This window comes from Rhodoferax ferrireducens (genome assembly GCF_003347515.1).
GTDB lineage: Bacteria > Pseudomonadota > Gammaproteobacteria > Burkholderiales > Burkholderiaceae_C > Rhodoferax.
Map to the genome: position 1 here is coordinate 266,149 of NZ_QEII01000269.1, position 26,530 is coordinate 292,678.

The 26,530-nt window shown below is 60.9% G+C and carries 18 protein-coding genes and 1 pseudogene; 1 reads left to right on the plus strand and 18 read right to left on the minus strand.

Annotated elements, in window-relative coordinates:
• Nucleotide 1: 1 nt before the first annotated feature.
• From C5P05_RS12535 to C5P05_RS12590, 12 genes are all read right to left on the minus strand, one after another.
• Entirely contained in the window at nt 2-472 is a 471-nt protein-coding gene (locus C5P05_RS12535) for a cytochrome C (RefSeq protein ID WP_114970164.1), read from the minus strand.
• Entirely contained in the window at nt 469-1,101 is a 633-nt protein-coding gene (locus C5P05_RS12540) for a NapC/NirT family cytochrome c (protein ID WP_114970165.1), read from the minus strand. The genes C5P05_RS12535 and C5P05_RS12540 overlap by 4 nt, the downstream gene beginning before the upstream one ends.
• A 31-nt stretch (nt 1,102-1,132) precedes the next feature.
• Nucleotides 1,133-1,483 carry a c-type cytochrome gene (locus tag C5P05_RS12545; protein ID WP_232834459.1) on the minus strand — a complete coding sequence of 117 codons (351 nt, stop codon included), beginning with the start codon at nt 1,481-1,483 and terminating at the stop codon, nt 1,133-1,135.
• Nucleotides 1,484-1,809: 326 nt separating this feature from the next.
• Nucleotides 1,810-3,471, minus strand: coding sequence for a cytochrome C (locus tag C5P05_RS12550; protein WP_157979311.1), 1,662 nt, complete (start codon nt 3,469-3,471; stop codon nt 1,810-1,812).
• Nucleotides 3,472-3,503: 32 nt separating this feature from the next.
• Nucleotides 3,504-4,010 carry an SCO family protein gene (locus C5P05_RS12555; protein ID WP_232834460.1) on the minus strand — a complete coding sequence of 169 codons (507 nt, stop codon included), beginning with the start codon at nt 4,008-4,010 and terminating at the stop codon, nt 3,504-3,506.
• Between the two features lie 200 nt (nt 4,011-4,210).
• Nucleotides 4,211-6,487: a S8 family serine peptidase gene (locus C5P05_RS12560; RefSeq protein WP_114970168.1), complete on the minus strand. Its 2,277-nt coding sequence runs from the start codon at nt 6,485-6,487 to the stop codon at nt 4,211-4,213.
• Between the two features lie 15 nt (nt 6,488-6,502).
• Nucleotides 6,503-7,000: a hypothetical protein gene (locus C5P05_RS12565; protein ID WP_157979312.1), complete on the minus strand. Its 498-nt coding sequence runs from the start codon at nt 6,998-7,000 to the stop codon at nt 6,503-6,505.
• A 62-nt stretch (nt 7,001-7,062) separates the two neighbouring features.
• Nucleotides 7,063-10,719, minus strand: coding sequence for a multicopper oxidase domain-containing protein (locus C5P05_RS12570; RefSeq protein WP_114970170.1), 3,657 nt, complete (start codon nt 10,717-10,719; stop codon nt 7,063-7,065).
• A 10-nt stretch (nt 10,720-10,729) separates the two neighbouring features.
• Nucleotides 10,730-12,025 (minus strand): multicopper oxidase domain-containing protein, encoded by a 1,296-nt coding sequence (locus tag C5P05_RS12575; protein WP_114970171.1) that lies wholly within the window; start codon nt 12,023-12,025, stop codon nt 10,730-10,732.
• 11 nt (nt 12,026-12,036) lie between these two features.
• Nucleotides 12,037-13,284 (minus strand): multicopper oxidase domain-containing protein, encoded by a 1,248-nt coding sequence (locus tag C5P05_RS12580; RefSeq protein WP_114970172.1) that lies wholly within the window; start codon nt 13,282-13,284, stop codon nt 12,037-12,039.
• 24 nt (nt 13,285-13,308) lie between these two features.
• Nucleotides 13,309-19,347 carry a choice-of-anchor Q domain-containing protein gene (locus tag C5P05_RS12585; protein WP_157979313.1) on the minus strand — a complete coding sequence of 2,013 codons (6,039 nt, stop codon included), beginning with the start codon at nt 19,345-19,347 and terminating at the stop codon, nt 13,309-13,311.
• 314 nt (nt 19,348-19,661) lie between these two features.
• Nucleotides 19,662-20,279 (minus strand): lytic transglycosylase domain-containing protein, encoded by a 618-nt coding sequence (locus tag C5P05_RS12590; protein ID WP_114970174.1) that lies wholly within the window; start codon nt 20,277-20,279, stop codon nt 19,662-19,664.
• Between the two features lie 162 nt (nt 20,280-20,441).
• Here C5P05_RS12590 and C5P05_RS12595 point away from each other — a divergent pair, with 162 nt between their 5' ends.
• Nucleotides 20,442-21,803, plus strand: coding sequence for a sensor histidine kinase (locus C5P05_RS12595; protein ID WP_114970175.1), 1,362 nt, complete (start codon nt 20,442-20,444; stop codon nt 21,801-21,803).
• Between the two features lie 9 nt (nt 21,804-21,812).
• Here the strand turns inward: C5P05_RS12595 and C5P05_RS12600 are convergent, their stop codons facing one another.
• The 6 genes and pseudogenes from C5P05_RS12600 to C5P05_RS12625 all read right to left on the minus strand — a co-directional run.
• Nucleotides 21,813-22,469: a response regulator gene (locus C5P05_RS12600; protein ID WP_114970176.1), complete on the minus strand. Its 657-nt coding sequence runs from the start codon at nt 22,467-22,469 to the stop codon at nt 21,813-21,815.
• Between the two features lie 71 nt (nt 22,470-22,540).
• Nucleotides 22,541-23,101 (minus strand): type II secretion system protein, encoded by a 561-nt coding sequence (locus C5P05_RS12605; protein WP_232834461.1) that lies wholly within the window; start codon nt 23,099-23,101, stop codon nt 22,541-22,543.
• A complete protein-coding gene (locus C5P05_RS12610) occupies nt 23,076-23,459 on the minus strand; it encodes a type II secretion system protein (protein ID WP_114970177.1) in 384 nt (127 codons plus the stop codon). Before C5P05_RS12610 ends, C5P05_RS12605 begins: the two co-directional genes overlap by 26 nt.
• Before the next feature lie 15 nt (nt 23,460-23,474).
• Nucleotides 23,475-23,966, minus strand: coding sequence for a type II secretion system protein (locus tag C5P05_RS12615; RefSeq protein ID WP_114970178.1), 492 nt, complete (start codon nt 23,964-23,966; stop codon nt 23,475-23,477).
• Complete coding sequence (locus C5P05_RS12620) at nt 23,963-26,278, minus strand: secretin N-terminal domain-containing protein (RefSeq protein WP_114970179.1); 2,316 nt, start codon at nt 26,276-26,278, stop codon at nt 23,963-23,965. The genes C5P05_RS12615 and C5P05_RS12620 overlap by 4 nt, the downstream gene beginning before the upstream one ends.
• Nucleotides 26,275-26,530, minus strand: a pseudogene (locus C5P05_RS12625) (hypothetical protein); the annotation flags it as partial. The gene C5P05_RS12620 and the pseudogene C5P05_RS12625, both read right to left, overlap by 4 nt.

Genomic DNA, 26,530 nt, shown 5'->3' on the forward strand with positions numbered 1-26,530 from the left:
CTCAATACTTGAGCTGAAGCCTGTCGAGTTGCTCTTTGGTAACCGCGGGCACATCGCCCCGCTTTTCCCAGCGATTCAGGTTCCAGGCCCCTTCACCCACCCAAGCCTTGATGAGCTTGAGATTGGTGGCGCGTTCTTCTTCTGTCTCGCCCAGGTTTTTGTACATGTTGCCAGGCTTCTTGTCGCCACTGTTGGCGCCGTCATCCAGACGACGCATCAAGGCGCCGGCATCAGGCCAACCCACCAGTTGAAGCAAGGTTTCGTAAGTGCTGGTACGCGGGCCCAGCTTTTCTTTTTTGTATTTTTCCGGGTCCAGGTCGAACTCGTGCAGCGTCGGCGCATCATCGCCATGGCATTCGCCACACTGGGCCTTGATCAATGGTTTGATGTCCTTCAGATAGGTCACGTCGGCGGCCCATGCAGGCAACGCCACGGCAACGCAAACCAAGGAAGCAAGAAGTTTGGATTTCATGGCGTAGGTCCTTTCAAGGTGAGGGCTGGGTTGACAGGGGTTTTCTTGGCGCCAGCGATCAACATTTCGCGCGGGCCCGGCCCTTCGGGCTCCTTGTGTGCGATCCCGAAGTGGCAGTCGATGCAGGTCAAACTATCAGCCGCAGCCTTGGCATGTCGAGTCTGCGCTTTGGCCGATTGCAGAGCGGCGCTCATCTTCGCCGGATTGTGGCAATTGCGGCATTCAAGCGAGTCAGTGTCCTTCATGCGCCTCCACACCTGCGTGGCCAACTCATGGCGTCTGGCTTGAAACTTCTCCGGTGTGCTGATCGATTGAGAGATGAAATGGCTATACACATCCTTACTCGCCTGAAGCTTGCGCAAGATCGACGGGCCCATCTCGCGCGGCTGGTGGCAGTCAACGCAAACAGCACGCACCCCGGTACGGTTTTGGTCGTGGATCGTCCCCTTGAACTCGGCGTAGACATTGTTTTTCATTTCGTGGCAACCAATGCAGAACTCTTCGGTATTGGTCCAGGCCAACGCAGCGGCACCACCGGTCATCAGCAGTACCGCTGCGACAAACCCTGCGGCCAACAGACTGAGCACCAGCCTCCAGTGTGCGAGCATTTTTTGAAATAGAACGTTCATGGTGATCGCTCAGGTTTAAGTTGACGTCTGCTCAGCGGGACAGGATATAGCGCACCAGGTTTCTGATTTCAGATTCATCTTTTGATTTGACGATTTGATGTTCTTCTTCAACATCGTCAATCTTGATCTTGGGGCCGGTGGTAATGTGCTTGATCAGTTTGGCCTCCGCGTCTGCATCGCCCCTGTACTTGGCAGAAGTCACGCTGAACGAGGGGCCGTCTTTTTTCTTGTCAACTGAATGGCATTTGGTGCAATTGCTCTTCCTGGCCAGGGCCTCGGCGGCGGTAAGGTCAACCGCTTGAGCGTGCGCCAGTAGCGCGCCGCACGACAGGCAAACGGTCCACATGACTAACAGGAAACTCGATATATTGCCGGTATGCATGAATAAACTCCCCCGCGACAACAGAATTGATGATCCGATGGCCCCCTGCTACTTATATCAAGGACTCGTGCATCTTTCATGTTTCAAATCCAAGGAGCGGCTCATGATCAGCGATCACAAGCTACTCAATTTTCCCTGCCCCAATATCGCTTTTCATAGGTACCCATGCTAGTGCTTACGCGGACCTACCGACATGGGCAACTACCCTACTTTCTGATGTAGGAACTCTCCAGCGTTACGATTGTTTCCGCGCAGATGGAAAGCCATTTTTCCCGCAGAATTTTCCCCAAAAATATGAACATCGCTATTGCTGAATGCAGCTCCCATCAGGGAACCATCCAATCGCTGACGGGCAAGGGCTGGCTTTCTGTTCCCGGAGGGAACCTGACGACATAACCCCCCTTTGACGCAAAGCGCTGGCCCGGGCCAAGACTCAGGTGTGGGTAGATTGAGGGTGACAGTTGAGTTTGCGCCATTTGCTCGATGCGCTCGATGAAATAGTCGCGCGAAAAGTTTTCGCCCAGATGCGCTACCGCGTCGCCTGCGATGGTCACGGCGAAAAATGCATTGGCCTGGGCACGCTCATCCACCAGCGGTATTTTTCTGGCACGAAGCCACACTTTCATGCGTTCCAAGCGCCATGCACGGGTGTTCGGCAAATCAAACGGATACACCATGTGCACTATTCCCAACCAGCTATCGGCCAAGTCTGGGCGGCGCATGCCTGACAGGCTGGCCGATAAATAGACTTCTTGAAGTCCTGGTGGAGGTGTGCCGGCGAACCCGAGGCCTTGGACATCGGCGAAGTCGAGCCACATCACCAGCACGCCAGGGCTTTGACTGCCCAACAGCTTTGACAGGCATTCCCCCGGCATGCGGCCTGTCTCCGTCAATGGGCAATCGACAACAACTTGCTTCCCCCTATCTTGCAGTGCTTTGCGCAACACACTCGCAGGCAAATGGCCCAGTGACGTGTCACGGTGTACTTGCACAATCGTTCCGGTCTTGCCATGCGCTCCGGTTTCGAGTAAATGCTTAGCCAGCACCTCCGCTTCTAGCGTCACGCCACGCGAGAAATATAGTGTGTAATAACCCGCCGCTGTGATGACCGGATAGTCGACGTCGGGAAACACGCATGGGACTCCAAATGACTCGCAGAAGGTGTGCACCGGCTCCCAACTGCCGTTGCCAATACCTCCGATCACGGCAAACACCGCCTGCTGTCGGTAATAGGCCGCCAGTTGATCGCGCCAGGTTTCCGGCGGGCCGCTCAGTTCCCACGAGTGAAACACCCAGGTCCGATAAGCACGCGCCATTTGCCCGCGCCCTACATTCCGGCGATGCACCTCCTGGCGTGTCCCGGCATTCTTGTCGCTGACAAAAGCCTGCAACACGTCCAACATCGCCTGGGTTCTTTCCGGGCTGACGCCAGGAGCGACGATGGTTGCAAAGTGAATCTCGGTATCGCTCACCCCCGGCGCGCGTTCGGACGACAAGACTGCAAGATAAGCATGTAGTTGACCGGCCTCGGCATCACTCAGGATATAGCGAGGCATCAGCGGATCGAGCCTGTGACCGGCCGGATCGATGCCTTCGCGCAGCGTCTTCGCTAACGATGCCTCGGTGTACACGGGCCGTTCTGGCACATCTGCTACGGCCCGCAAATTGCGGCCCTTTGCGAATGACGAGGTCAGTTGATCGGACTTGGCCTCAGGAAAAAGGAGCCGCCCGGCAATCGGGCGAATGCTGTTGCGCCCTTCGCTGCCGCCGAGGCCGCTACGTCGGTGGCATCTGGCGCAGGCCGCATCAGCGCCGCTCAGTTGTACACCTTGCTGCACGGTTGCGCGCAAGGGCTGACCCGAGGGGAGCAATCCTTCACGATAGATGCGCTGACCCGGCAGGCTCTCGGTTTCGGCGGGACTCGACGCCACTCCATACCCGCACACGGCGAGCAATGCCGCCAGAATCCCCACCTTGTAACGCATCAAGCAGCACACAGCGCGCACACTCCAACGCAGGTTTATCGAGCCGCGAACTGGCGGTACTCACGCAAGATGTCGTCCGCGCCGGCGAAGCCGTCCAACCGCACCCAGTGCTGCCCAGCCCTCGCCCGCAGGAGCGTGACGGGGGTGTGCCCCATCTTGTCGCCGCGATAAACATTGAAGGCGCGCTGCACCGCGATACTGTCACCCAAGCTACCGGTCAGCATATGCCAATTCGGTCCCGCGCCGAACTTGCCGGCATAGGCTTTGAGGACGGCTGGCGTGTCCTGCTCGGGGTCGATGGAAATGGACACCATGCGTACCGCGTTCTGCTCCAGACCCAGAGCGGCCTGTACCTGCGAGAAAGTTGCAGACATCACCGGGCAGATCGCGCCGCAGGTGGTGAAAATGAAATTCAGGATCACCGGCTTATCGTCGAGCAGGCTACGCAGCGACACCCTTGCTCCATCGGAGTTCACCAGTCTGACGTCCGGAACCGAGTAGCTTGCCACCGTGCGTCCATAGCCGTCCTGCGCGCGTGGCATGGCGTCGTGTTGGTGATCATGTGCCATCGCTGGGGGAAATGGCACCAGGCACAGTGTCAGTGCGAGCACTGCAATACGGCCAAGGTCTGACCTGGCCTGCGCGGGGCGGGGCGCCCTCCTTTGGACTCGGGCTTGGCTATTGAAACCTGTGTGCAAAGAATCATGCATGCTCATTTTTTCCCCCTTTTAATTTGCACATTTCATTTCACCGTGACACTGACGTCAGTCGCATTCGAATTGGCCGGTGTGCCGTAGGTATCCCTCACCCGGTAACGGAATGACTCTTTTCCCGTGAAATTGAGCTTTGGCGAGTAGGCGATGGTTCCGTTGGCATTGACGACCACCTTCCCGCCTTTGTTGGGTGCATTTGAAATCGTCACGCTGGCCGGGTTGATGACGTTGGCTGGATCAATTGCCGTATCTGGATCACTGTCGTTGGCCAGCACGTTAATGATGACCGGCACGTACGATGGCGAGTGTCGGCGCACCGGTGCCGTGGCCGTATCGTTCACGGCCAGCGGTGGCCGATTGGCGCTAACTGTGATGGATACCGTGGCGACATTGCTTAGGGCACCATGATTGTCCTGTGCCTGATAGGTAAAACGCTTGGTTCCGGTGTAGCTCTGTGGTGGCGTCATGCTGAAGCTGCCATTGCTATTGCGTACCAGGGTGCCGCCAGCAGGCGCCAGCGCACCAAAATTCACAGCGGACAGGGTGTCACCAGCGTTGGTGTCGCGGTCATTGGCGAGCATGCCGGGCGCTGGAATATTGAGTGTGCCGCGCTGGATCATGCGGTACAGCTCGTCCTGCGCAACCGGCGAAACATTCAAGCCTGTCACTGTGATCATGAACGACTGCGTGGCGAACAGCCCCGCCGGATCCGTGGCCCGCGCCGTCACGGTCTGGGATCCCAATTGCACATGACTTGGCGTCCAGGCGATCAAGCCACTGGACGCATGGATACGCATGTCTGCCGGTGCCACGTCGAGCGAATACGTGAGGGTGTCACCGTCGGTGTCGCTGGCGGTGACAGCGTAGCTGTAGGGACTGCCCTCGGTAGCGGTTACTGGCGGGGTCGAAGTGATGCTGGGCGCGTTACCTGTGCCGCTACCGGCCAGCAGCACCTGATAGGCAGCCGGCATATCGACCAGACCGTAGCCGTAGCTATTGTCCTCACCCGCCACGCCCAAATCGCGCGCGCTCTGGATCAGCGCCATTTCGAGCTGAGCGACGTTGGCACTGGGAAAAGCCCCTGCCAGCAGCGCCATTGCGCCCGCCGCGTGCGGGGCGGCGTAGGACGTGCCGGAGACCACCCTATACAGCGGAAATCCGCCGAACGACAAGTCTGAAGTCTTGACGTTGACACCGGGCGCCGCCACTCTGGGGTAAATGCTACCGTCGCAGGCAGACTGTCCACGGCTGCTGAAATTGGCAATAACCAGCGCCGGATCGACCGCCCCGATGGAAAACCCGGCAGGATTGTTCGCCGGGCTCAGACTCGTCAGCGGCGCGGGCCCGTCATTGCCAGCCGCGAATGCAATGGCAGTCCCAGCCGCCTTGAGCACATCAATATCCTGGTTGAATTCGGTTATGCACCGCCCTTCCGTGCCCACCAACCCCCATGATGCATTGACCACGTCCGGTGCATCCACCGTATTTGGGTCGCCGTCGGGGTCGAGCAGCCATTGGAAAGCGAGATGGATATCGCTATAAGTGGCCTGGCCGGCATCGTTGTATAGCTTGACCGCAATCCAGCTGGCGTCCGGCGCAACGCCTATGGCTGTCCCACCGATAGCCCCACCGACGATGATTCCCATGGTCTGCGTGCCATGGCCGACCGGGTCGTAGGGGCTGGCATGCTCGCCGTGCGGGTCATACCAGCTGTTGCTGCCGCCGCGCCACTTCCCGGCCAGATCCGGATGGGTCGGGTCGACCCCGGTGTCCATGTTGGCAACGACAACGCCGGCACCGGAATAGCCCAGGGACCATAGGTCCGGCGCACCCACTGCGCTCAGGTTCCACTCCGGTGGCGCCGGGTTGCCTGCAGCCGTCTCCGGTGCCTGCAAGATCGAATCTGGCCTGACGCTCTCGACCCCGGGTAGCCGCGCCAAAGTCCTGACCAACGAAGCCGGCACGGTAAAGGCCATGCCGTTGATCACCCACAGTTCGCGGACACGCCGTGCCCGGTTATTTTGCAGCAAGGTCCGTAGCGTCCCCTGTGTGGCCACGGCCTTCTCCTTGAGCGCATTGAACAGCCGGGAGTTGCGTTGGAGCCTGTCTTTCATTTCGAATTGGCGGCGATTCACCCTGTCAGAAAAGGAAAGAATCACCGAAACATCCTCATCGGGCGCCCGCACCGCCAGTTCGGCTTCCAGTTCGGGCGTGATGACTGCGCCCTGCGCGCCACTGCCGGACAGGATCGCCAGTGCCGCAGCCAAGGCGGCACGGTGGCAGATATTCTTGTTGTTGGGCGCCATGGTTTACCTCGCGCATTATTCGATGATGAGGTTTTCGACTTTTTGTTTGCCGATCACCAGTGTGATCTGGCTCCCCCGCTGCAGGTAATGGCCCGGGTTGCCAAACACCATGGCGTAATCCCGGTCAAGATGAATCGCGCCGCGCTTGCTTGATCGCAATGGGCCGATCTTGGGCGAGGATGCGACACCGAGCCGGGCGCCGGCGCTGTCCAGCAGGTAGGCTACAACTCTGCGGTCAAGGATAAGAGCCGCCTTTTCAGGGTCGAGGATGCGGTAGCGCAAGTCCAGCATGAAGCCACCGGCACTCAAGCGTAAAGCCGTCACTTGGATGCCGAGCTTGTCCTCGGCGCTCGCCGCGCCAGGCACCGCCAACACAACGACCGGGGACTGCGGCCTCGCCACCTCCTCAACGCCCGGCGTGGCGCAGGCGGCCACGCCTGTGGCCACGAGCAACAAGAAAGACCGCCCGATGGATCTCAAAAAGTTATCGTGAAACGCCTGGCCTCTGCTCATTTCGGTACTCCCTCTCGTAGCGCCCGACAGGTCGTCCCGGGCGCGATTCACACGGGTCACTGTCAGTTGCCGCTGAAGTTGTCGATCCGTGTATTGGCTGTCTGGAACTTCATGCCGATCCACCCGCCACCGCTCGTCCATGGCGCCGTGCTGGGGAGCGTCACGCTCCCGACGAAGACCGCGTTGGCGCCCGCCGTCTTCCATACCTGCACGACCCCGGTATCAAGGACCCGCGCCGTCAATGTGTTGGCGTTGGCGAAGCCCGAGTTCGCGTTGTCAAGAGTGCCACGGGTCGTGAACGTTGTGCCGCCGTTGGCTGTGGTCTGGACAACAACCTGTCCACCATTGGCGGTCTGGTACAGCACCCGGACAAAGCTCTGTGGAGACGTCGTCGTTCCGCCGGTCGCTTTAAGAATCAACGCCGAATTGTTGATCGTCCCGTTCGCGAACGTGAACGCCGCCATCTGCGTTGCGCCGAAGCTCGTTGCATTCCAGATCGCCTGACCGCCATCGTTCGTGGCGTTGACCAAGACCTGGTTGTTATTGACCCGCAAGTCAACCGCGCCGCCCGTGCCTGCCTGACTCCAGCCCGCTCCGAGGTTGTTGGCATTGGTGCGATTGAAGTTGTCGCGCAGTGTGAGCACGGGCAACGCAGGGATGATCGTGTCGGTGTCGGTCGCGCTGTTGTTACCCGATGCCGGATCGATTGCGCCCGCCGGAACCGCCACCGTGGCGGTATTCACGAGATTGCCGGTCGCAGCCGCAGCGACAGTGCCACTCACCGCAAAGGTCGCGGAACCACCAGGAGCCAGGGTCACCGGGGTGGCTGCCATGCTGCCGCTGCCATTGGCTGGGCAAGTCGATCCTGGCGTCGCAACGCAGGTCCACGAAGCGCCCGTGAACGCGGCTGGGAACGTGTCAGTCACGGTCGCGTTGGTTGCCGCGCTGGGCCCCGCGTTGCTGACCACGATGGTGTAGACCAATGGCAGGCCCGAGACGACCTGCGTCTGGCCATCGGTCTTCGTGATCGCCAGATTCGCCTGCGACGTGACGGCGTCTGTGTCGATCGCAATATTGTTCGTGGTGTTCGGATCGGTCACGAGCGCGGGCGCCGTCACCGTGGCGGTGTTCACCAGCGTGCCGATCACGAACGGGCTGACCGTTCCATTGACAACGAAAGTCGCCGATCCGCCCACGGCCAGGTTGACCGCGGTGTTGATGCTGTTCGTGCCAATCGGCAGCGTGCAGGCCGAGCCAGCCGTGGCCACGCAATTCCAGGTGACGTTGGTCAATCCCGAATTGGCGTCGCTCACTGTCGCACCCGTTGCCACGCTCGGCCCGGCGTTGTGCACCACGATCGTGTAGCGCACCGTCGACGCGCCGGCAATGCCCGCGTTGGTCACGCCGTCGCTGTTGGTGATAGAGAGATCCGCCGACGCAGCCTGGAGTGTGGTGGTGTCGGTCGCGCTATTGTTGGCGGGAACCAGGTCGGTCACGCCAGCCGGCGCCGTCACCGTGGCCGTGTTCGACAGCGTGCCCGTCGCCGCTGGACTGACCGTGGCGCGAACGAGGAAGGTCACCGAGCCGCCGTTCGGGAGCGTTATCGGTGCATTGGCGATGGTGCCGCTGCCAGTAGGCGCCGGGCACAGCGAGCCCGGCGCCGCGCTGCAGGTCCAGGTGACTCCGGTGAGCGCCACGGGCATGGTATCGCTCACCAAGGCGCCGGTCACCGAGCTCGGCCCTGCATTGCTCACCACGATCGTGTAGGTGAGCAATCCCCCCGCATTGACGCTGGTCAGGCCATCGGTCTTTGTGATGCCGAGGTTTGCCTGTGGCGTACCGATCGCATCGGTGTCGGTCGCGCTGTTGTTGCCTGAAGCCAGGTCGGTCACGCCAGCCGGCGCCGTCACTGTGGCCGTGTTCACCAGGTTGCCAGTCGCACTCGCGCTGACCGTGGCGTTCACAGCGAACGTTGCGGAACCGCCCGCCTGCAGATTCACGGGCACATTGATGCTGCCGTTGCCGCCGCTCACAGGGCAACTTGAGCCAGGTGTGGCCGCGCATGCCCAGCTATAGGCCGTAACCTGCGTCGGCATCGTGTTGCTCACCGTCGCTCCGGTCGCGGCAGCCGGGCCCGCATTGCTCACCACGAGCGTGTACTGCACGGGGCTGCCGGCGACGACAGGGCTTGCCCCGTTGTTGATGGTAATGCCGAGGTCCGCGTTTGCGGGCGCCTGGATGGTGTCGGAGTCGGTGGCGCTGTTGTTGGCGAGATTCGTATCGGTCGCAGCCGCTACCGTGGCCGTATTGACCACATGGCCGGTCGCCCCGGCACTGACGGTCGCGGTCACCACATAAGTCACGTTTGCGCCTGCACCCAGGTTACCCAGCGTCTGGTTGATGCTTCCACTGCCGCTCGGGCCGCCGCAAGCCGCACCGGTGCAGGTCCACGTCATCGCGGACAAGGCCGCCGGCATGGTGTCGGTGACCGTCGCCCCCGTCACCGCATCCGGCCCTGCATTGCTCACGACGATGGTGTAAGTCATGGTTGCGCTCTGGGCGACGCTGTTCACGCCGTCGGTCTTGGTGATGGCAAGGTCAGACCCCGTGCCGGAGGCGACTTGCAGGATGCCAAACAGCCCGCCGTCCTGGGAATTGGCCGTCACGGTGTTGAGTCGGCGGTCGTAGATCGGGTACTTGCCCGGCGTCGTGGGCGCAATAATCGCGTCGGTGGTCTTCAACGCCGCGAGCCAGGTCGAATACTGGAACTGGTCGCGCGGGCTGCTGGTGGCTCCGACCCGATACTGATATCGATTGCCGTCCTCGGCAATCATCTTCATGTGCGTGCCTTGGATCAGCGGCGCATAGGCGCGGTAGCCCGCGTTGAGTAAACGCAGCAGCGTGTTCTGTCCTGGTGCCAACGTTGCAAGCACGGAATCGCCCGGTTGAAACGGCTTGCCGTTGAGCAGAAAATACTTGGGCCGGTAGCAAAGCGTGCTGGTCAGTGGCATTGCCGTGCCATCGGAGTCCAGACACGGCGTGCCTGGAGCGCTCGCTGTCCCGAAGGTGCCGGCGGCGATCGCGCTGTGCTGCGCCGGGTCGATTTCGCTGAACAGCAATGTCACCGCTGTGTCATACGGCACGCCGCTGTAGGCCTCGGCGGGATTCACGTCGACCACGGCATCGAGTGAGTTTTTCGTCAGTGCGCCGTACAGCCCCATCTGCACCTGAACCTGCGGGTGTGTGCCACTGTGATACAGATAGGTGCCGGGCTTGACGCTGCTCCAGACATAGTTGCCAGTGCCGCCGCCAGTCGCAGCCTCGTGGGTGAACGATCGCACGCGCTGAGTCACGGACGTGCGCGGGCCGGAGGTGCCGTCGGTCCAGACCGGGCTCATCGCAGTGACCTGGCCAGGAATGACGATTGATGTCGGTTCCGGCAACTCGTTTCGCAGATGAACCGTCAGCCCGGTATCGACAGATCCCACCGTCAGCGCCGGGCCGGGCAGTGTCGGCGTGCCGACGCAACCGTTTGCCAGATTGGCGTCGTTGTCCTGCACGTAGCCCCAGATGGGCACACTCTGGCCGTTGATGGTGACGCTTCCGGCCTTGGCGCACAGCCAATATTCGGCGGCGGAAGCCTGGCCAACGGCCAGCACGAGACCCATCCCCAACAACAGTTTCGCGAGGGGCGCAGCGAGATTCGACTTGATGTCCATGGCACCCTCTTTATTCAGTTGGTAGCGAATAGTTGGGCGGTACGACAACGAACATGGTCAACATGCCGCCCGGGAAGATATCGTTGTTGGTGAGCTCCTTCTCGCTGTGCGAGTGCCACATGAAGAAGTAACCCGCATACGGATTCCATTCGCCCGAACCGGGAGGCAGCGTGCCGGTCGAGCCCAGGTAGGGGCTGCCGCTATAGTGCATGCCGTAGGTCAGGTCCAGCTGGTTGGGCAAGGTCACCGGGATCGGCTTGCACCGGTCGGAGTCGTCCTGCGTGGTCGCTGGATAACTCACCGTGGGAAGATGGGTCAACTGATTGCAGTAGGTCGCGTTGCTGGCGTAGCCATACATATCCCAACCCAGGTACCGGCCGGTCCAGGTGAAGACCCCGTCGTAGGTGGCTCCGGGGATGGCCTTGATAGTGAAGTCGGACCAAGCGAGGTCGGGGCCCATGCCCGGTGCGCTTTCGAGCAAGCGAGCGTCGCGCGCGATCACGGTGATGTTGTTGCCGTGGACGTGGAACGGGTGCGCATCGCGACCGGCGTTTACCAGCCTGAGCAACAACTTCTCGCCCGGCTTGCCCAACACCATGGACCCATAGGGCTGGGTCTGCATCCACGGGATGCCGTTGTCGTACAGCGTGTCCATCCCGTTGCGACCGTTGATATACCACTGCACTGCAAAGAAATCCGAGGTATCGGGACTCAGGTTACCTTGCGCTACCTGCAAGTGGATGGTGGGGTCCATCTCGGTGAGCAAGAGCAGGTACTCGCGGTCGTAGGCGCTGCCTGCGTGAGCATAGGCCTGCTTGGTGACACCGGCGGGTCGCACCACGAGCGCCCCCACCAGGCCCATTTCAATCTGCAACGCAGGCTTGGTGCCGCTCTGGTAGAGGTAGGTGCCCGGCTGCGAGGCGGTGAAGGTGTAGCTCACCGTGCCTCCGTTGGCGGCGGCTTCGGCCGTCTGCAGGCCCGCGCTGCCCCCGATTGCCGTCACGTCCGACTGGCCGGGGAACACGATCGACGTGGCCACCGGCAAGCTGTTGGTGAGGTTGACGGTGACGACCTCGCCCTGGTTCACGATCAGTGTCGGCCCGGGGTACTGCAGGGTGCCGAGACCGTTGGCGTAACTCCAGACCAGCACGCTGTTGGCATCGCCCGTGGTGATCTGGTCCGCTTTCGCGGTCAGGTTGAAGGTCGGACCACTGATGCCCGCGACGGCGGCGTGCGTCTGTGGCGCGCAGGTCAGTGCCAGCACGAGGCCCAGCAAAGCGGCCAGTCGGTTCAGTAGTTGGGTCACAGCATTTCTCCTTAATTGATGACGATCTCGGTCATCATTCCGCCGAAGTCTTCTGCCCCGTTACTCAGGTAATTGAGGTTGGTGGTGTACAGGAAGTACGTGCCGGCGGGAACGCCAGTGGTGTCAATCAGCACGTCGTTGGTCTCGCCACCGCCCAGCGTGACTGAGCTGGTGTCGTAAGAAAGGTCCTTGCCGGTCGCTTCGCCGGCGGTTCGCAGGATACGGGCGCCCTGCCCGACCACGCGCATCGGCAGGCCCAGCGCCGTCACTGAGAACAGGTTGTCGACGCTGAGGTTGGACAGTCGCAGCAGCAGGGTCGTGCCTTCGGTGGTGCGGTTCAAGGTCACCAGCGAAGTCACGGGTTGATTCGTCTCGACGCTGCCTCCGTTGACTGCCGCGCGAGGGTTCTCCGATCCCGCGGGGATGCTTCCTGGGTTGACGGTGTCGGGATAACCCCGCCCGTTAAACAGCGAGTAGGTAGTGCTGATCTTGGCGAACGGTAGCGGCTGAACGCCTAAGTGCAATTCGTGGAACACATGATCGAAACTGCCGAGTTGCAGTGCCACGCCCTTGTGGTAGCCGGTGCCCCCATCAACGTCGTTGTAGACGAATTGGGTATAGGTTCTTCCGTTGAAGGTCTTGCTCTGTCCATCCTGTGCCGGTCTGACGAAGAGCTGGCCCAGCATGCCCATTTCCATATGCTCGGTCGCCTCGACGTGGCAGTGGTAGATGTAGGTGCCCGGTTCCTGGATGTTGTAGAAATAGGTCAGGCTCGCACCCATGTTGACCGTGATGCTCGCCTCCGGCAGCCCGTCGAAAATGGCAGCGGCGTTGGGAAAGCCGTGGAAGTGCACCGAATGCGGGTCGAACAGGTCCGGCCTCATCACCATGCCCACGTTGGTGAGCGTGAGGTAGACCTTCTGGCCCTGCTTTAGATCGATGGTCGGTGCCGGCTGCTGCGCCGCCAGAACGCCCTTGTCGAGGCGGGCATCGACGGTGTCTGTGCCACGCGGCGTCCCGGTCAGGTTACTGAAGCCAAAGGTATAAAGCTGCTTTCCGTCGGCCATCACGGTGAAACCGTCGCCTCCGGAAAGGTGCATGCACTTCACGTTAGGGTCGGTCGTTCCGTCAGGTATGGCGTCGCCGTTGGTGTCGCCCGGACATTGCACATACACCGCTGCCGAGGCCTCATGGGACGAGGTGAACGCGCCAGCCACCATCAGCGGAAGCAGCAAGCTGTGTAGTCGTGTCGATTTCATCGTATTGCTCCTTATGGTTCCCGGCTAGGGCGCGACGTCACCGCCGCTGAAGTTGTTGACTCGCGCTCCGGGGGGCAGGAACATGCCGATCCGCCCGCCGCCCGTGGTGAAGGCGTTCGCACCGGCGGTCGGCAAGGCAACCTGCCCCAGCAAGGTAGTGGTAGCCCCGCTCGTCCGCCACACGTAGACCGTGCCGGCCGCATTGGTCAAGGCCGACAACGTGTTGCCATTGGCGAATGCCCCGGCCAGCGGCGTTCCCTGTGGCGTGAAGGTGAGGCCGTTGGTGCTCGTTTCGACAATGACCTGCCCTCCGGCAGCCGTCGAGTAGCGCACGCGGATGGCGGTTGGGTAGTAGCCCAGCGCGTTGTAGTTGCTACTGGCCTTGAGGACCAGACTGACATTGTTCAGCGTCGTGTTCGCGAACGTGAATGCCGCTGCCTGCGTCGTGCCGAACACGCCTGATTGATTCCAGTAGGCGTTGGCTCCGCCCGAGCAAAGCGCCGCCGCGAGCCCGCTATTGACGCAGAACGCCTCGTTACCATTCACCCGGATGCCGCTGTTCCCAAGCACAACAAGCTGCTGCCAGTTCGCACCGAGCGTGCTGGCGTTGCCGCGGTTGAAGGTGTCGAGCACGCTGAGCGTCGGGAAGGTCGGACCGGTGCTGGTCAAGAACCACTCATCGGCGCCGATGTCGGCCGGATTGGCCACGGTCAAGGGGCGAGTGCTGCCGTCGAAGTCAATCGTCGGCACCACACCGGACGGCGTATTGCTGCCCTGGTTCACCGCCGGCGAGGTGGCAGCAGCCAGGTGGTAGTTGCCGGCGGTCGGGTCCAACGGCGTCAGCCGCACGTTGATATTGTTACCGCCTTCGTCGATGACGGTCGACGTTGCCAGGGTATTGACGTAGCCAAGGACGAATCCTGGGTCGGCAACGAAGTTGCTGCCATTGAGACTGTAGTTTTCACCGTAGGGCCCCGACAGTGACGACAGGATCGTGTCCACCGGATTGAGCGCCGGCGGCGTGCCAACGGCATTGATCACGCCCAGATCCCAGTACCCCTCAATGGCCGACGGATTGGGCGCAATGCCGCCTGCACCACTGTTCATGCCAGCGTCATTGAAGAACGAACGGTTGTGCCAAACGACGTTGTTCAACAGCACCGGGTTGGAGTAATTCGGCTCGCCCGCCCGCGTGATCAGGGCCTGCAAGACCGTGCTATTAGCCGCCGATGCAATACCGGCCGGCTGCGGGGTCGAGTCGCTGGAACCTGCGGCGAATGCCAGGATGCCAGTGGCCGTGCTGTCGTTGTTGACGATGGTGTTGTTGACGATGCGCGCGCGCAGCACGTCCTGCAGCGAAATGCCGCCACCGGCAACGCCGGCCACGTTGTTGGCGATGATGTTGTTGACGATGTTGAGCCGGCTCCAGGTCGCGTCGTTGGCGGGCGACAGGCGCACGTCGTCGGCGTTGACCGCAAAGGCCCGAATGCCCGCGCCGGAACCGGCACTGGTCAGGTTGCCCTGGATGAGGTTGCGTTCGATCGAGACGTTGCCGGTGCCGTCGACGCCGGCCACCGTGTCACCAACATAGATGCCGCCACCGTCGCCGGCCTGGTTCAGCAGGGCGCCGAAGAACACTTCGTTGAACAGAATCTTGTTGTTGCGAATGACGTTGTTGCCCAGGCTGAACCCGTTGTGCGCGATGCCACCGCCATTGAAGCGGCTCATGTTGCCGGTGACGAGATTGCCTTCGACCAGATAACTCTGAGACCCCTCGTTCATCGCGATGCCGCCGCTGCCATCCACACCGCCGTTGGCATGCACCTTGTTGTTGCGTAGCACCACGTTGTCGTTTTGCGAGTCGAACCCAACATCCGGCGTGCCGATGCCGATGCCACCCGCGAGGTTGCCTTGGTTGCTGGTGATGTTGTTGTTGCTGATGACCAGATTGCTCGCGCCGGCGACCACAAAGATTCCGCCGCCGGCCTTGCTGCCGGAAATGGTGAACCCGTCTATGGAAGCCTCGCCGGCACTGGAGAACGAAGTGCTCGCGTTATTGCCGTTCCCCGTACCCGGGTTCAGGGTCTTGGTCCCCGGCAGCTCCGCCTGGGCCGTGCCATTCGGGTAGGTCAACCGGCCAATGACAAAGATGCCGGGTGCCTCAGCCGCGGTGAACGGATCCTTCAGCAGGTAGGCAGCGAAGTCCCTGGCGCCCAGGGCGTCGACCTTGGCGTGGAAGGCCTGCAGCCGGTCAAGCGGGTTAGGGTTGGCGTTGATGAAAGTTGAGCCCGCGCCGGCCCCCTGCAGGTGCACCGGCTTCCACATGACGACGTTCTCGTTGTAGGTGCCGGGAGCAACCATAATCACATTGCCCCGTGCCGCCGCGTCGATGGCCGACTGGATCGTCGGATAGGCCGTGCTCGGAACGCGGCGCACCGAGTTCGAGTTGTTGGAACAATTCGAAATGATCAGTTGAACGCCGATCTCGGAGGTCGCTCCGCCGGCGCCGCTTCGCGTCACCACGAGCGCTCCCGTCGTCGCACCGGACGGCACAATGGCGGTGATGCTAAGGTTGGTCCAACTCGGCGTCGCGAGCACCAGGGGTGCCTGACCCGGACGATTCAGCGTTACGGTTCCCGGGGCAGTACCAAAACCATAGTCACGCGTGACCGTGGTGCCGGTGACCGGATCGATCACCGGAGTCGGCCCGAGCGCGGTCAATATGATGTTTTCTGGCAGCGCGTTGCCGCCGCCCGTGCAGATCAGTGCCCCAGTTCCGGTGGTCCCCGCATGGTCGACCGATTTGATCATCGGCGTGCCCGTTACGGCCGCCGTGGAGAACGCTGTACCGGCCGCGGCAAAGGCGCGAATCGGCACGATCGGCGTGTCTGCGTAGGTGGTCTTTCCTGGGTGGTAGTTCAGGGTCCACGGGCTCGTTGCATAGGTGGGGTCGTAGTACGGATCGGGTGAGCCGTCGGCCCGGATCGGATCATTGAGCACCAGCGTGATCATGCTGGGACCGACGCCCGAGGGCGACGGTACGTTGATCGAGAATGTCGATGGCAGCAACGCGTTGTACGTGCCCCACTCGTCGGCGTAGACGCGGGTTAATTCGCGGCCGGTCCAGTCCTTGAATGACACCGGAATCCACTTGGCCGCGAGCTTCTCGCCGTACACCGGGCTACCGGCGTTGAATTCGGCGGTCAGGTCGTTCAGCACGAAGCCGACCACACGAGCAGCCTTGGGCACCTCAGTCAACAGGTGAAAGTCCGCAGCCGTATTTTGCCCCGCATTGACCGTGACTTGCTTCATATTGCACAGCGGTGTCGTTGAGCCTGCGAGCGGCGCCGGGATGGCTTCGCCCGGGAACAGCGCGTACTCGGGGGGCACAACGTGCGGCGGTTGACCGTTGGCAACCGTGCCCACACATACCGGCGGCAGCAGCAACGGGCTCGGCGTGAAGGCCTCGCCGAACATCACGTTCTTGTCTTCTTCCTTGACGATCGAGTAGTTCGGCGGTGGCGCCGATTCGACGATGTACGTCCCTGCAGGCACGTACTCGGGGCTGCCTGGAAGGGCTCCGGCGGCGGTGCCGAACCCATAGCCGCCGTCGAAAACCCCCGGGCGGACCTGATTCCAGGTGCCGAAGCCGTCGGCGCAGGTCGGCGCCTCGACGCCGTGAAGCGTCAGCGGCGTTTGGATGCAGCCGGTTGGTACGTTGTCGTCCCAGCTATCGGTGGCTGCGACCTGAATGGCGTCGCCCGGACTGAAGGTGATCCCGTCGCCACTGCGGGCAACGTCCTCCGGGCCTTTCTGCGCCGAGCCGTCGGACCAGCCGAACGGGGAGTTGTCGATGTCGCAAAGCTGGATACCCGGCACGCCATTTGTGTCGTCGATCACGCCATCGTTGTTGGCGTCGCGGTACAGGCACACCTGCACCCGGGGAATGCCCGGCTCCCAGGTTTCGGGCGCACCGTAGCGAGGATTGTCCTCGGCGCGGGTCACCGAGTAGTAAACGACACCGGTGACGCCGCCGTTCTCCCCGGCCCCGTAGTTCGCCTTGCCCCAATCGATCAGATTGGTTTGGCCGAGGAAGAGCTGCATCGCCTGCAGCAGGACGGGACCGGTTTCGGTGCGGTAGAGGATGCTTTGATTGGCATTGGCCGGATCAGCCGGGTCCTGCGGCTGCAGCGTCTTGTTGCCGTTGGACGGCCATACCGGGGCAAAGAGATCGGTGATCTGGCCGCCGAAGTCAATGGCGGTGGTCATGCCAGTGGCTTTGAATCGCGCAAAGTCGACCTCGGTGATCAGCCAGTTAAAGAACGGAAAGACTTCCGCGAACTTGTAGTTTCCCAGGCTGTCGGTGGCAGTTGCCTGGTAGATGCTGCCGTCGCGAAAGCGCAGGTTCACCGCTTGACTCGGAAGTCCTGCCTCTGCTGCGTCGCGTATGCCGTCTTGCACCGTGTCGAAGAACACCTTGCCTTCGAGAGTGCCGAACCAGCGAAACGCAAGCACATCGCCCAGACTCACAGCGGCGCCCAACCCGCTGCCGACCGGTACCGTGACGGTGCTTGTGCCAAAGAGGAACTGCAGCGGTTCGTCCCAGTACACCAGCTGGTATGTTCCCGGCGGCACATTGTTGATCACAAAATGACCATTGCCATCGCAGGGCGCGACATACAAACCAGTGGGCTGTAGCCCCGGGGTTGCCAATGGATTATTGAGACCGACCCAGCATGTCGTGACCGCCGGACCGGGATAGTTGCCTTGAAGGTTTGGCGGACGGGAGAAGTGGTTGAGCCGCACGGTCCCCTCGATAGACCCGGTGGCGGCCGACCGGTTGACGTAGTCGGGGTCGCTGGGGGGAAGGTTCCATGGCAGCGTCTTCACCGACTGGCCGGCGATCAACGATTCGCTCGCCGGGCTCACCTTGACGAAACCGAAGGCGACGTGATTGAAGCCCTGGCCGAAGCCCTCAATAAACTGCCTGGGTTCGTTCGCCTTGACCCAGGCGTCGATGGTTTTTGTGCCTTCGATGGTGGAAGTCTGGATCCAGCCGATCGGTTGGCCGCTATCGTCGAACTGCGGCGGCACGATCGTGACACCGAACTTGCCCGGGGCCAGGTTCTTGATGATCGCCTCTCCAACTTTAAGCTTGTCGGGGTTCAGCGCCGGATTGTTGACGTCTCTCACCGTCATGGTCGAGATGACACCGGTACCCATTTGAATCACCGTTGTGCCGTCGGGACCATAACGGGTCCCCAGCGGATTGCCGAAGACATCAGTCAGCTGCTTGCCCGCCGCTTCGGTGATTGTGACCAGTGCGCCGCCGAGGCCACCGTTCAGGGGAGGGGGATTCGAAATGGCTTCGCCGCTCAGTCCGCCGTCGTATTCATCCCAAGTATTGTTGATCGGATTGTGATCGACATGCGCAAAGATGGTGATCTGCGCGGTCGGCAGCGGATGCTGTGCCACTTTGACGGTCACGCTGTTCTTGAAGCAAACCTGCGCCGGTGTCCCGCCGCTGTTTGGGGCATTGGTACAGGACGTTGTCGGCCAGCTGGCCGACCGCTCGATGGTGAAGTTGGAAGCGCCGCCCAGCGCATAGCCCGCGCTCGGCAAAACCGTGACGAAGTAGCGCTTGTCGGCAGGAACATCGACCGTGACGCTGGCCGCGGCGCTTGTCCCCGATGTCACCAACGGGGCGTGACTCCTGTGAATGGAGAGGGTGGCGCTGGGCCCGTTCGGCGGGACCACCTGAACCGTCTGCGGCAGGTTGAGGGTCGTGTTGTCCTCCTCCACCAGATAGCGAAAACCACCCGTCAGGTTGGTACATACGGCTGGAGTAGCCTGGGTACAGCCCTGCACAGAGAGGGTGAAGGCCTGAGCCGGGGTCTGCGCAGCGAAGACCAGCAACAGACTCAGAGCGGCAATGGAAAATCTACTTATCAGAGCGGATCGGGGTTCCCTTGCGCTGCCCCCCGTTATCAATCCATGCGCTTGCACCAGGAGTTTGAATTTGCTTATCAGATCGCATTTCAGAACGGCATCGGCTCTCATCATGATCTCCTTCTCCCTGCGCTTTAACCCACACATTGACGTTGAATCCGGACTGACGCCACAGCCCCGGATGCGTCCTTAATACAAGATTAGTTTGGGAGCGTCAGAATGACAGCGGGGCAAAACCCGCAGACTGATTGGGGCAGGCCTGCATTTGGCGGTGCGGGGCACTGTAGAAAATTGGGGCTGTAGTTCGGCACTGCGGGTTGGCGTGGATTGAGGGTCAGATGCCAACGGGCACCCTGGCGATACGCGGCGTCTGGCGCAAGGGCTGCTCGGACGTGCGGGCATTTCCACCCAGTGCGAACTGTGGTGGGCTAGAAATCTGTCTGGAATCGCTGGTAGATGTCAAGCACCTTTGGCACGTAGGACAGGGTTTCGCGGTAGGGTGGGATACGGTTGCCATGCTTCATCACGGCATCTTCTCCAGCGTTGTAAGCAGCAAGTGCCAGGCTGATGTCGTTGTTGAACTTGCGCAGCAGATCCCGCAGATAGCGGGCACCGCCATTCAGGTTTTGCCGCGGATCAAACGCGTCCGCCACACCGTAGCGTTGCGCGGTCTGCGGCATGAGCTGCATCAAACCGGCCGCCCCCTTTTTTGACACCGCTTTCGGGTTGTAGCTCGACTCCACCGAAATCACGGCATGAAGCAAGGCACTTTCCAGCCCATAGGCGCGGGATACCTCGTCGACAACCTTGTCGTAGCCAGCGTTTCTGGCATGGCTTGAACTCCCCTTGCGAGCGGCAGTCGCTGGCAGTATGGCAACCGCTGGCTCGGTCGCCGCTATCAGGACGCTATAGCGTTCGTCCGTCGGCACGTTGCTGAGCGACACCGCGCCATCGTCAGCGGTGTAGACATAAATATCCGCCCATCCAGGTCGACAAAGACAGCATCCGAGCAGCAGCCAGGCGACCATGCATTTTTCTGAGATCATCGGTCAAGCCTACGCAGCACGCCCCAGCTGAGCAATACGCTGAACACTGTAAAGTAGCGGGTGCAAGAATAGAACGGTGCACGTCTCGCCACTACGTGCTTGCCGTACCGGTTTGACTTCGGTTATTGTTGAAACATTGCCACTCCTGCGACAGGACGCCCTATGTTCAAGTTGCTTCGTTACTACTCGGCGGCAAGCCTCGTTGCCGTCCTTGCTGCGGCAGTGCTTCTAATCTGGTTTTACAGGCAGGTGGCGATTCAAGGCATTGTTCAGTTGGCCGAGCGGAGCAACATGCATCTGGCGAAAATCGCCATGGACCCCATCAAACCGGTGCTCCTTGAATTCCTTGGCACTGCAGCGGATCTTCATCCGGGTAACGCCAGCCCTCCCCCGCTACCGTCCGAGTTGGCGAGGTCCATCAAGACCCTGATGCAGGACAAATTCATTGTCAAGATCAAGATCTATAACCGCCAGGGTGTGGTTGCTTTCTCCACCAAGCCGGCAGAGATTGGATTTGATCGGAGTGACAACCAGGGTGTCATCGCTGCGATCGCCGGCGGCGTGGGCAACGCGCTGGTTTATCGCGACACCTTCAACAGCTTCGACGGCGTCACTGAAAAAGACAACTTGATGCAAACCTACCTGCCGGTTCGGGCCGGCCCGGCCGAACCGATTCTGGGGGTATTCGAGCTTTACGCCGACGTGAACGATCTGGTGCATCAAACGGAACGCACTGAATTCATCATCATGGCCGGCGCCATACTGATATTGTCGGCCTTGTACGCCGTCCTGATCGTTATCGTGCGCCGTGCGAACGACACCATCGAACTGCAGCAGCGCACCATACGCGAGCGAACCGAAACGTTGGAGCTGTTGTCCGCCCACATGCTGAAAAGCGAGGAATCGCAGAAGAAGAGAATCGCCTTCGAGTTGCACGAGGGATTAGCACAGACCTTGAGCGCCGCCAAGCTGTTAGTGGAAAGCGGTCGGGATCGTAGGGTGTGCAATGCGGCTGCAGCTGCCAAATGTGTGAGATCGATCATCCCGGTATTGCAGGACGCCATCCAGGAGGTCAGGACAATCGCAACAGACCTGCGGCCAGCCAGCCTGGATGACCTTGGGTTATTACCGACCATCAACTGGTTTTGCCGGGAGTTCGAACAGCGTCATCCAGGCATCCGCATCGAGCGGCAAATCCCCTTGCGTGAGCATGACATCCCGACGCCATTGAAAGTCATCCTGTACCGCATCATTGCGTCGGTTCTCGACGACATGACGCAGCACACGAACGCAGGGCGAATCCATCTCGCGCTGGGGCTGAATGACAACGCCCTGATTCTGCTGATCGATGACACTGCAGCCGAGGCGCTCGACGAGACGGCACCGCCGCCGACGCACATCAAGCCGCAACTGCGGGCTGAATTTGCCCGGATGGAGGAGCTGGCGACCCTATCGGGCGGCGTATTCAGTGCCAAGCGCCATTTGAATGGTGGCACCACGCTGCGCGCGGCATGGCATGTCTAGTACACCCGCTCAGGTGGCCAGCAGGCCTTTTCCGATGGCATAGCTGGTGAGCGTCGACGCGTTGTGCAAGTCGAGCTTCTTCATCAGGTTGGAGCGGTGCTTTTCGACGGTCTTGATGCTCAGGCAGAGATAGTCGGAAATGTACCTGTTGGGGTGGCCTTCGGCAACGAGTTTGAGCACTTCGCGCTCGCGATGGGTCAGTGTGTCCCAGGAGCTGCTGACATCGTCTGCCTTGCCGGTGCGTAGATATCCATGGATTACCTTGCCGGAAATGTCGGGACTCAAATAGGTCTTGCCATTGAGAATGCTGCGAATCGCCACCCGTAATTCATCGTGCGTTGCGTCCTTAAGCAGGTAGCCGTCGGCACCGGCGCGCAAACTCTCGTGAATGTATTCATCAGTCTTGTGGATGGTCAGAACCAGTACGCGCGTTTCAGGATTGCGCCGCTTGATGTCCCTCATCGCCTCAATGCCATTCATACCCGGCATGGAGATGTCCATCAGGACCAGATGCGGCGCAAGCGCTGCGATGGCACGGATGGCATCGCGCCCGTTGTCGGCTTCGCCGACGATCTCCAGGTCAGGATCCTGTGACAACAAAGCACGCAGCCCTGCTCTCAGCAGAGTGTGGTCCTCAACGATAAAGATACTCTGCTTTCCATTCATGATGACTCCCCTCTATTTTCGGAACTCCCGTAGAACCCTTGGCCTGCCGGCGCGGGCGACGCCGCCACAAGTTAGCCTGGCGCCGGCATGAACACCCAGTCCGAGTATTTCATCTTGCTCTCAAAATGCCTGTCCTCAAGCCCGAAATTTCGTTTTTTCAGCGGCTCGTCGTCGGACAGGCTATGCACCCCGTAAATTTCCCCGCTCGGCCCGGCAATCAAGCCCCACTCGGCGCGGCCCGTCATTGGATCCATGTCAATTTTTCGCAGGTAGCGCTGAATCCCTGGATAGCGCGGATCCTGCAGCAACTCTTCCAGATGCCGGGGCGCGCGCCGCATATTCCCCGGCGTGTGCTTGGCATATCGGCTAAGGGCAAGCCGAAACTGCTGCCCTATGAAGAGCAGTTCCTGCTCTTTTTCCTGCTTTTGCAGCGTATGCCAGACTTGCCCGAAAGCAACGAGGGCAATCCCTATCAGGGCGACAAGCACCAGCACGCCAACATAGGTGAATCCCCGTTCACGCCGAAAGACCAGCACCCGCTTGGCCTCGGGCAAGACGACTATGTTGTTTTGAGGTGAGTGATTCATGTCGTCAAGAACCTCGCGGCTACCAGTTTTGATATTCCGTGCCATTCCGCGCAATGCCCGGGGCGCCGCTCCTGACGTCATACACGCCCCCCATTTCGGGCTGGGGCGGGGGTATGCTGACCCAGGTCGCGTTGCTATCTGTGATAGGGTCAACCGGCACGCCGCGCAAGTATTTGCTGCTGACCAGTTCATCCAGCGCATCGGGGTACTTGCCTTTGTCGCCATAGTATTTATCCAGGGTTTCGCGTAGCAGGGCCAGGTTCTGCTGCAGCACCGCCTCGCGGGATTTTTCCAGGCTGGAAAAATAGCGCGGCAAGGCGAGGGTGAGCAGGCTCGCGATCACCGCCAACACGACCAGCAACTCGATCAGGGTGAAGCCGGTTTTTTTTCTCTCTGGTGTCATGTTTCCCTCGCTTTCCTACCATCTGACGTAAGGAATTCCGTTCAGGCCCGTACCGGATGCCCGCGAATGGACATCGAATACGTCGTCGCCCTCCTCCGGCGCCTCAGGGCTGCTGGCATAGCTGCGTTTGCCCCAGGTTTCGTCGTCGGGGCGTGTCGGGTCGGTAAAGAACGGATCGCGCGGAATACGCCGCAGAAAATAGATTCGCTTTTTCCCATCCGGACTGCTCGCATCAGGCACTCCGTCGACCAGCACCTGCAAGGACGGGGGATAACCGGACTCCTGGATGGCGATTGAGATGCGGCGATCTTCGACGGCCTGCCGGTAGGCATCCAACGCCGTTCGAATCTCCCGCAATGCCCGATGCAGTTCGTGCTCCTGACTGCGTTTCACACTCACTTGCGCCAGAGGCACGGCGACCGAGGTCAGCAGACTGACAATCGCCACCGTCACCACCATCTCAACCAGCGTGAAGCCAGCCTGTTTCGGCGCGAAGTGCGCAATCATGGCACCACCTCAATGACATGCGGATTGGGGCTGGCCGTCGTCAGCACCTCGCCACCCGAGCCACTGGCTGCCAGGCGGCCCACGACAATCTGCGAATGGGCATTGGCCGCAATCGCCTCGAATACCAGCGTGACTAGGCTGCCTGTCCCCCTGGCTCCAGCGGCGCCCATGCCAGATATTTCCAGCTGGATCTGGCCGCTCGCCTGGTCTATGGTCTTGCTCAGCACGGATGGCATCTTGTCCGGTTGGAGGACGCCGCCGTCCAGTACATCGACCGCCTTGAACACATCGGGATCGAAACTCACCAGCAGGTCAAGGCGATTCATCGCCTGCACGGATTTGGCGCTCAGCGTCAGTTTGACCGTATCACCCGGTTTCACCTGCGCCGGGCCTTGCCAGGACAGCGTGACCGGGTCAGCCGGCGCAGAAGTTGGCTGGCCCGGCGCGGCATCCCGGCGCGGCGCGACTGTCGGGCGCGCACGCGGCAGGGGCGTTGCGGGTGCATTGGTGGTGACGGCCACGCTGCCCATTGGTTTGATGTTAAACGGGCCGCTACGCACACTGGACTCGGTGCCGGCCCAATACTCCACTTCGCTGAGGTCTGGCAGGCGCGCGCTCCCCACGATACGAGGAGTGATGGACAGCACAATTTCGGTTTTCGTACCGTTGGCCTTGTGGGTCGCGAACAGCCGGCCGAGAACCGGTATCTGGCCAAGGCCGGGTACCTTGCTGGCAGTCTTGCGATCCTCGTCGCTGATCAGGCCGGCCAGGATTTGGGTTTCACCGTCTTTCAGGCGCAGCACCGTGGTCGCGTTGCGCGTGCCAACCTCATAGGCAAGCGTGCCGGATTGCGCGTTAGGCACTTCCTTGATGATGGAACTGACATCGAGTCCGACTTTGATCACGACTTCGTTGTCCTGATGGATGTCGGGTTCCACTTCCAACTTCAGTCCAACGTCCAGGTACTGCACGCTGCCGGTGATGACGGGGGTGCCGGTCGAGACCGGCGTCACCGCATTGGTGATCACAGGCACCCGGCTACCAATCATGATTTTCGCCTTCTCGCGGTTACGCACCCGGATGCGCGGGCTGGCAAGGACGTTGGTATCGCCGTCCTCCAGCTTGAGGTTGAGCGTGGCGCTCAAAGAGCTTGCCAGCAGGTCGTTGCCGCCCAGCTCCCGCAGTTGCCCCAGGGTGGTGGCGGTCGGCGGCGTATTCAAGGTGAAGCTGCTGGGCCACTTGATTCCCAACTCGCTCAGGCGGGAGGTGCTCACTTCAAGCACTTCCACTTCCAACATGACTTCGGGCTCGGCGATGTCCTGATCGGCGATCATTTTCTCGGCCAGCCGAATCGCATCGGGGGTGTCGCGAATCACGATGGAATTCGTCTTTTCGTGGATGAAGATGTCCTTTGTTTTTAGCAGCGTCTTGAGCATTGTCAGCATCTGCTTGGGGTCGGCATTGGTCAGATGAAAACTCCTGATTTTCAAATCCTGGTAGTCCTTGAGTTTTGCGGCAGTGCCCGGATAGATGAACACCGTGTTGTCGCTGATGACCTTCTTTTCGAGCTGGTTTTGCAGCAGGATCAGGTTGATGGTGTCCTCCACCGACACATCCTTGACAAAAATAGAGGTTTTCAAATCAGGCTTGACGTCGCGGTCCAGCAGCACGTTAATGCCGCTGGTGCGCGCCAGCGCCTCGAACACCATCTTGAGATTGGCATCGCGAAATTGCAGGGTGACCGGCTTGGTGAACTTCGCCTTGAGCGAGGGTTCGACCATCGCGTCCTTCGCCACCTGCTCGTCAATTTTCCTTTGCAGCAGGAGTCCCTTGCCGTTCTTCGGATTTTCCACCAAGACCGGCTTGAGGGCCGCCCGTGCAGCCTCGGCATCTCGCTGTTTGAGCAGCGCTTCCGCGCGTTCCAGCGCCGCGTCGTGACGGCCGTCCATTTGCAGGATTTCGAGACCAAGCACAGCCCGGCTGTTGGCCGGATCGATGCCCAGGATGCGTTCGTATAAGGCGCGCGCAGCCGCTTGGCGACCTGCCGCCCGTTCGCTGTTGGCCATTGCCAGCATGCGGCTCACTGTTTGCTCGCGGCTGCGCCACAGATCGGCGCGAAAAGACAGATTGTCAGGCGCGGCACGGTTGGCTTCCGTTAGCTTGGCCAGGCCTTCCTCGGTGCGCCCTTGCGCCAACAACGCCAGTCCATCCTCATGCAGCTGATGACCGGCGCATCCCGATAGCAGGGCCGCCAGCAGCGCGAACCGTATGACGATTGCCCCCATGAATTTCACTTCGGCAACATTCATCATGTTCCCCCTGCACTGATGGTTTGCTTGATATCAAGCGGCAGATAGGTCAACTCCAGCTGCTCGCCAGCCAGACGCTCCACGCGGTAGGTATTGTCAATCACGTCGCCCTCTGAGACGGTGTAAATTCGATCGCCTCGAACCAGCATGATGATCCGCACCCCCCCTTCTTCATAGCGCCCCATGAAGCTGAACGGCATCGGTGGGGCAGTGGGCGGCGGAGGCGGCAGGGGTTTGAGTTGGGACTTGGGCGGT

What these genes read in the sequence shown, in the direction of transcription:
- C5P05_RS12610 (WP_114970177.1), bottom strand. Translation starts at nt 23,459, where the DNA reads ATGACACCAGAGAGAAAAAAAACCGGCTTCACCCTGATCGAGTTGCTG.
- C5P05_RS12585 (WP_157979313.1), bottom strand. Translation starts at nt 19,347, where the DNA reads ATGATGAGAGCCGATGCCGTTCTGAAATGCGATCTGATAAGCAAATTC.
- C5P05_RS12605 (WP_232834461.1), bottom strand. Translation starts at nt 23,101, where the DNA reads ATGGCACGGAATATCAAAACTGGTAGCCGCGAGGTTCTTGACGACATG.
- C5P05_RS12590 (WP_114970174.1), bottom strand. Translation starts at nt 20,279, where the DNA reads ATGATCTCAGAAAAATGCATGGTCGCCTGGCTGCTGCTCGGATGCTGT.
- C5P05_RS12560 (WP_114970168.1), bottom strand. Translation starts at nt 6,487, where the DNA reads ATGGCGCCCAACAACAAGAATATCTGCCACCGTGCCGCCTTGGCTGCG.
- C5P05_RS12580 (WP_114970172.1), bottom strand. Translation starts at nt 13,284, where the DNA reads ATGAAATCGACACGACTACACAGCTTGCTGCTTCCGCTGATGGTGGCT.
- C5P05_RS12545 (WP_232834459.1), bottom strand. Translation starts at nt 1,483, where the DNA reads ATGCATACCGGCAATATATCGAGTTTCCTGTTAGTCATGTGGACCGTT.
- C5P05_RS12620 (WP_114970179.1), bottom strand. Translation starts at nt 26,278, where the DNA reads ATGATGAATGTTGCCGAAGTGAAATTCATGGGGGCAATCGTCATACGG.
- C5P05_RS12565 (WP_157979312.1), bottom strand. Translation starts at nt 7,000, where the DNA reads ATGAGCAGAGGCCAGGCGTTTCACGATAACTTTTTGAGATCCATCGGG.
- C5P05_RS12595 (WP_114970175.1), top strand. Translation starts at nt 20,442, where the DNA reads ATGTTCAAGTTGCTTCGTTACTACTCGGCGGCAAGCCTCGTTGCCGTC.
- C5P05_RS12540 (WP_114970165.1), bottom strand. Translation starts at nt 1,101, where the DNA reads ATGAACGTTCTATTTCAAAAAATGCTCGCACACTGGAGGCTGGTGCTC.
- C5P05_RS12555 (WP_232834460.1), bottom strand. Translation starts at nt 4,010, where the DNA reads ATGCCACGCGCGCAGGACGGCTATGGACGCACGGTGGCAAGCTACTCG.
- C5P05_RS12570 (WP_114970170.1), bottom strand. Translation starts at nt 10,719, where the DNA reads ATGGACATCAAGTCGAATCTCGCTGCGCCCCTCGCGAAACTGTTGTTG.
- C5P05_RS12535 (WP_114970164.1), bottom strand. Translation starts at nt 472, where the DNA reads ATGAAATCCAAACTTCTTGCTTCCTTGGTTTGCGTTGCCGTGGCGTTG.
- C5P05_RS12600 (WP_114970176.1), bottom strand. Translation starts at nt 22,469, where the DNA reads ATGAATGGAAAGCAGAGTATCTTTATCGTTGAGGACCACACTCTGCTG.
- C5P05_RS12615 (WP_114970178.1), bottom strand. Translation starts at nt 23,966, where the DNA reads ATGATTGCGCACTTCGCGCCGAAACAGGCTGGCTTCACGCTGGTTGAG.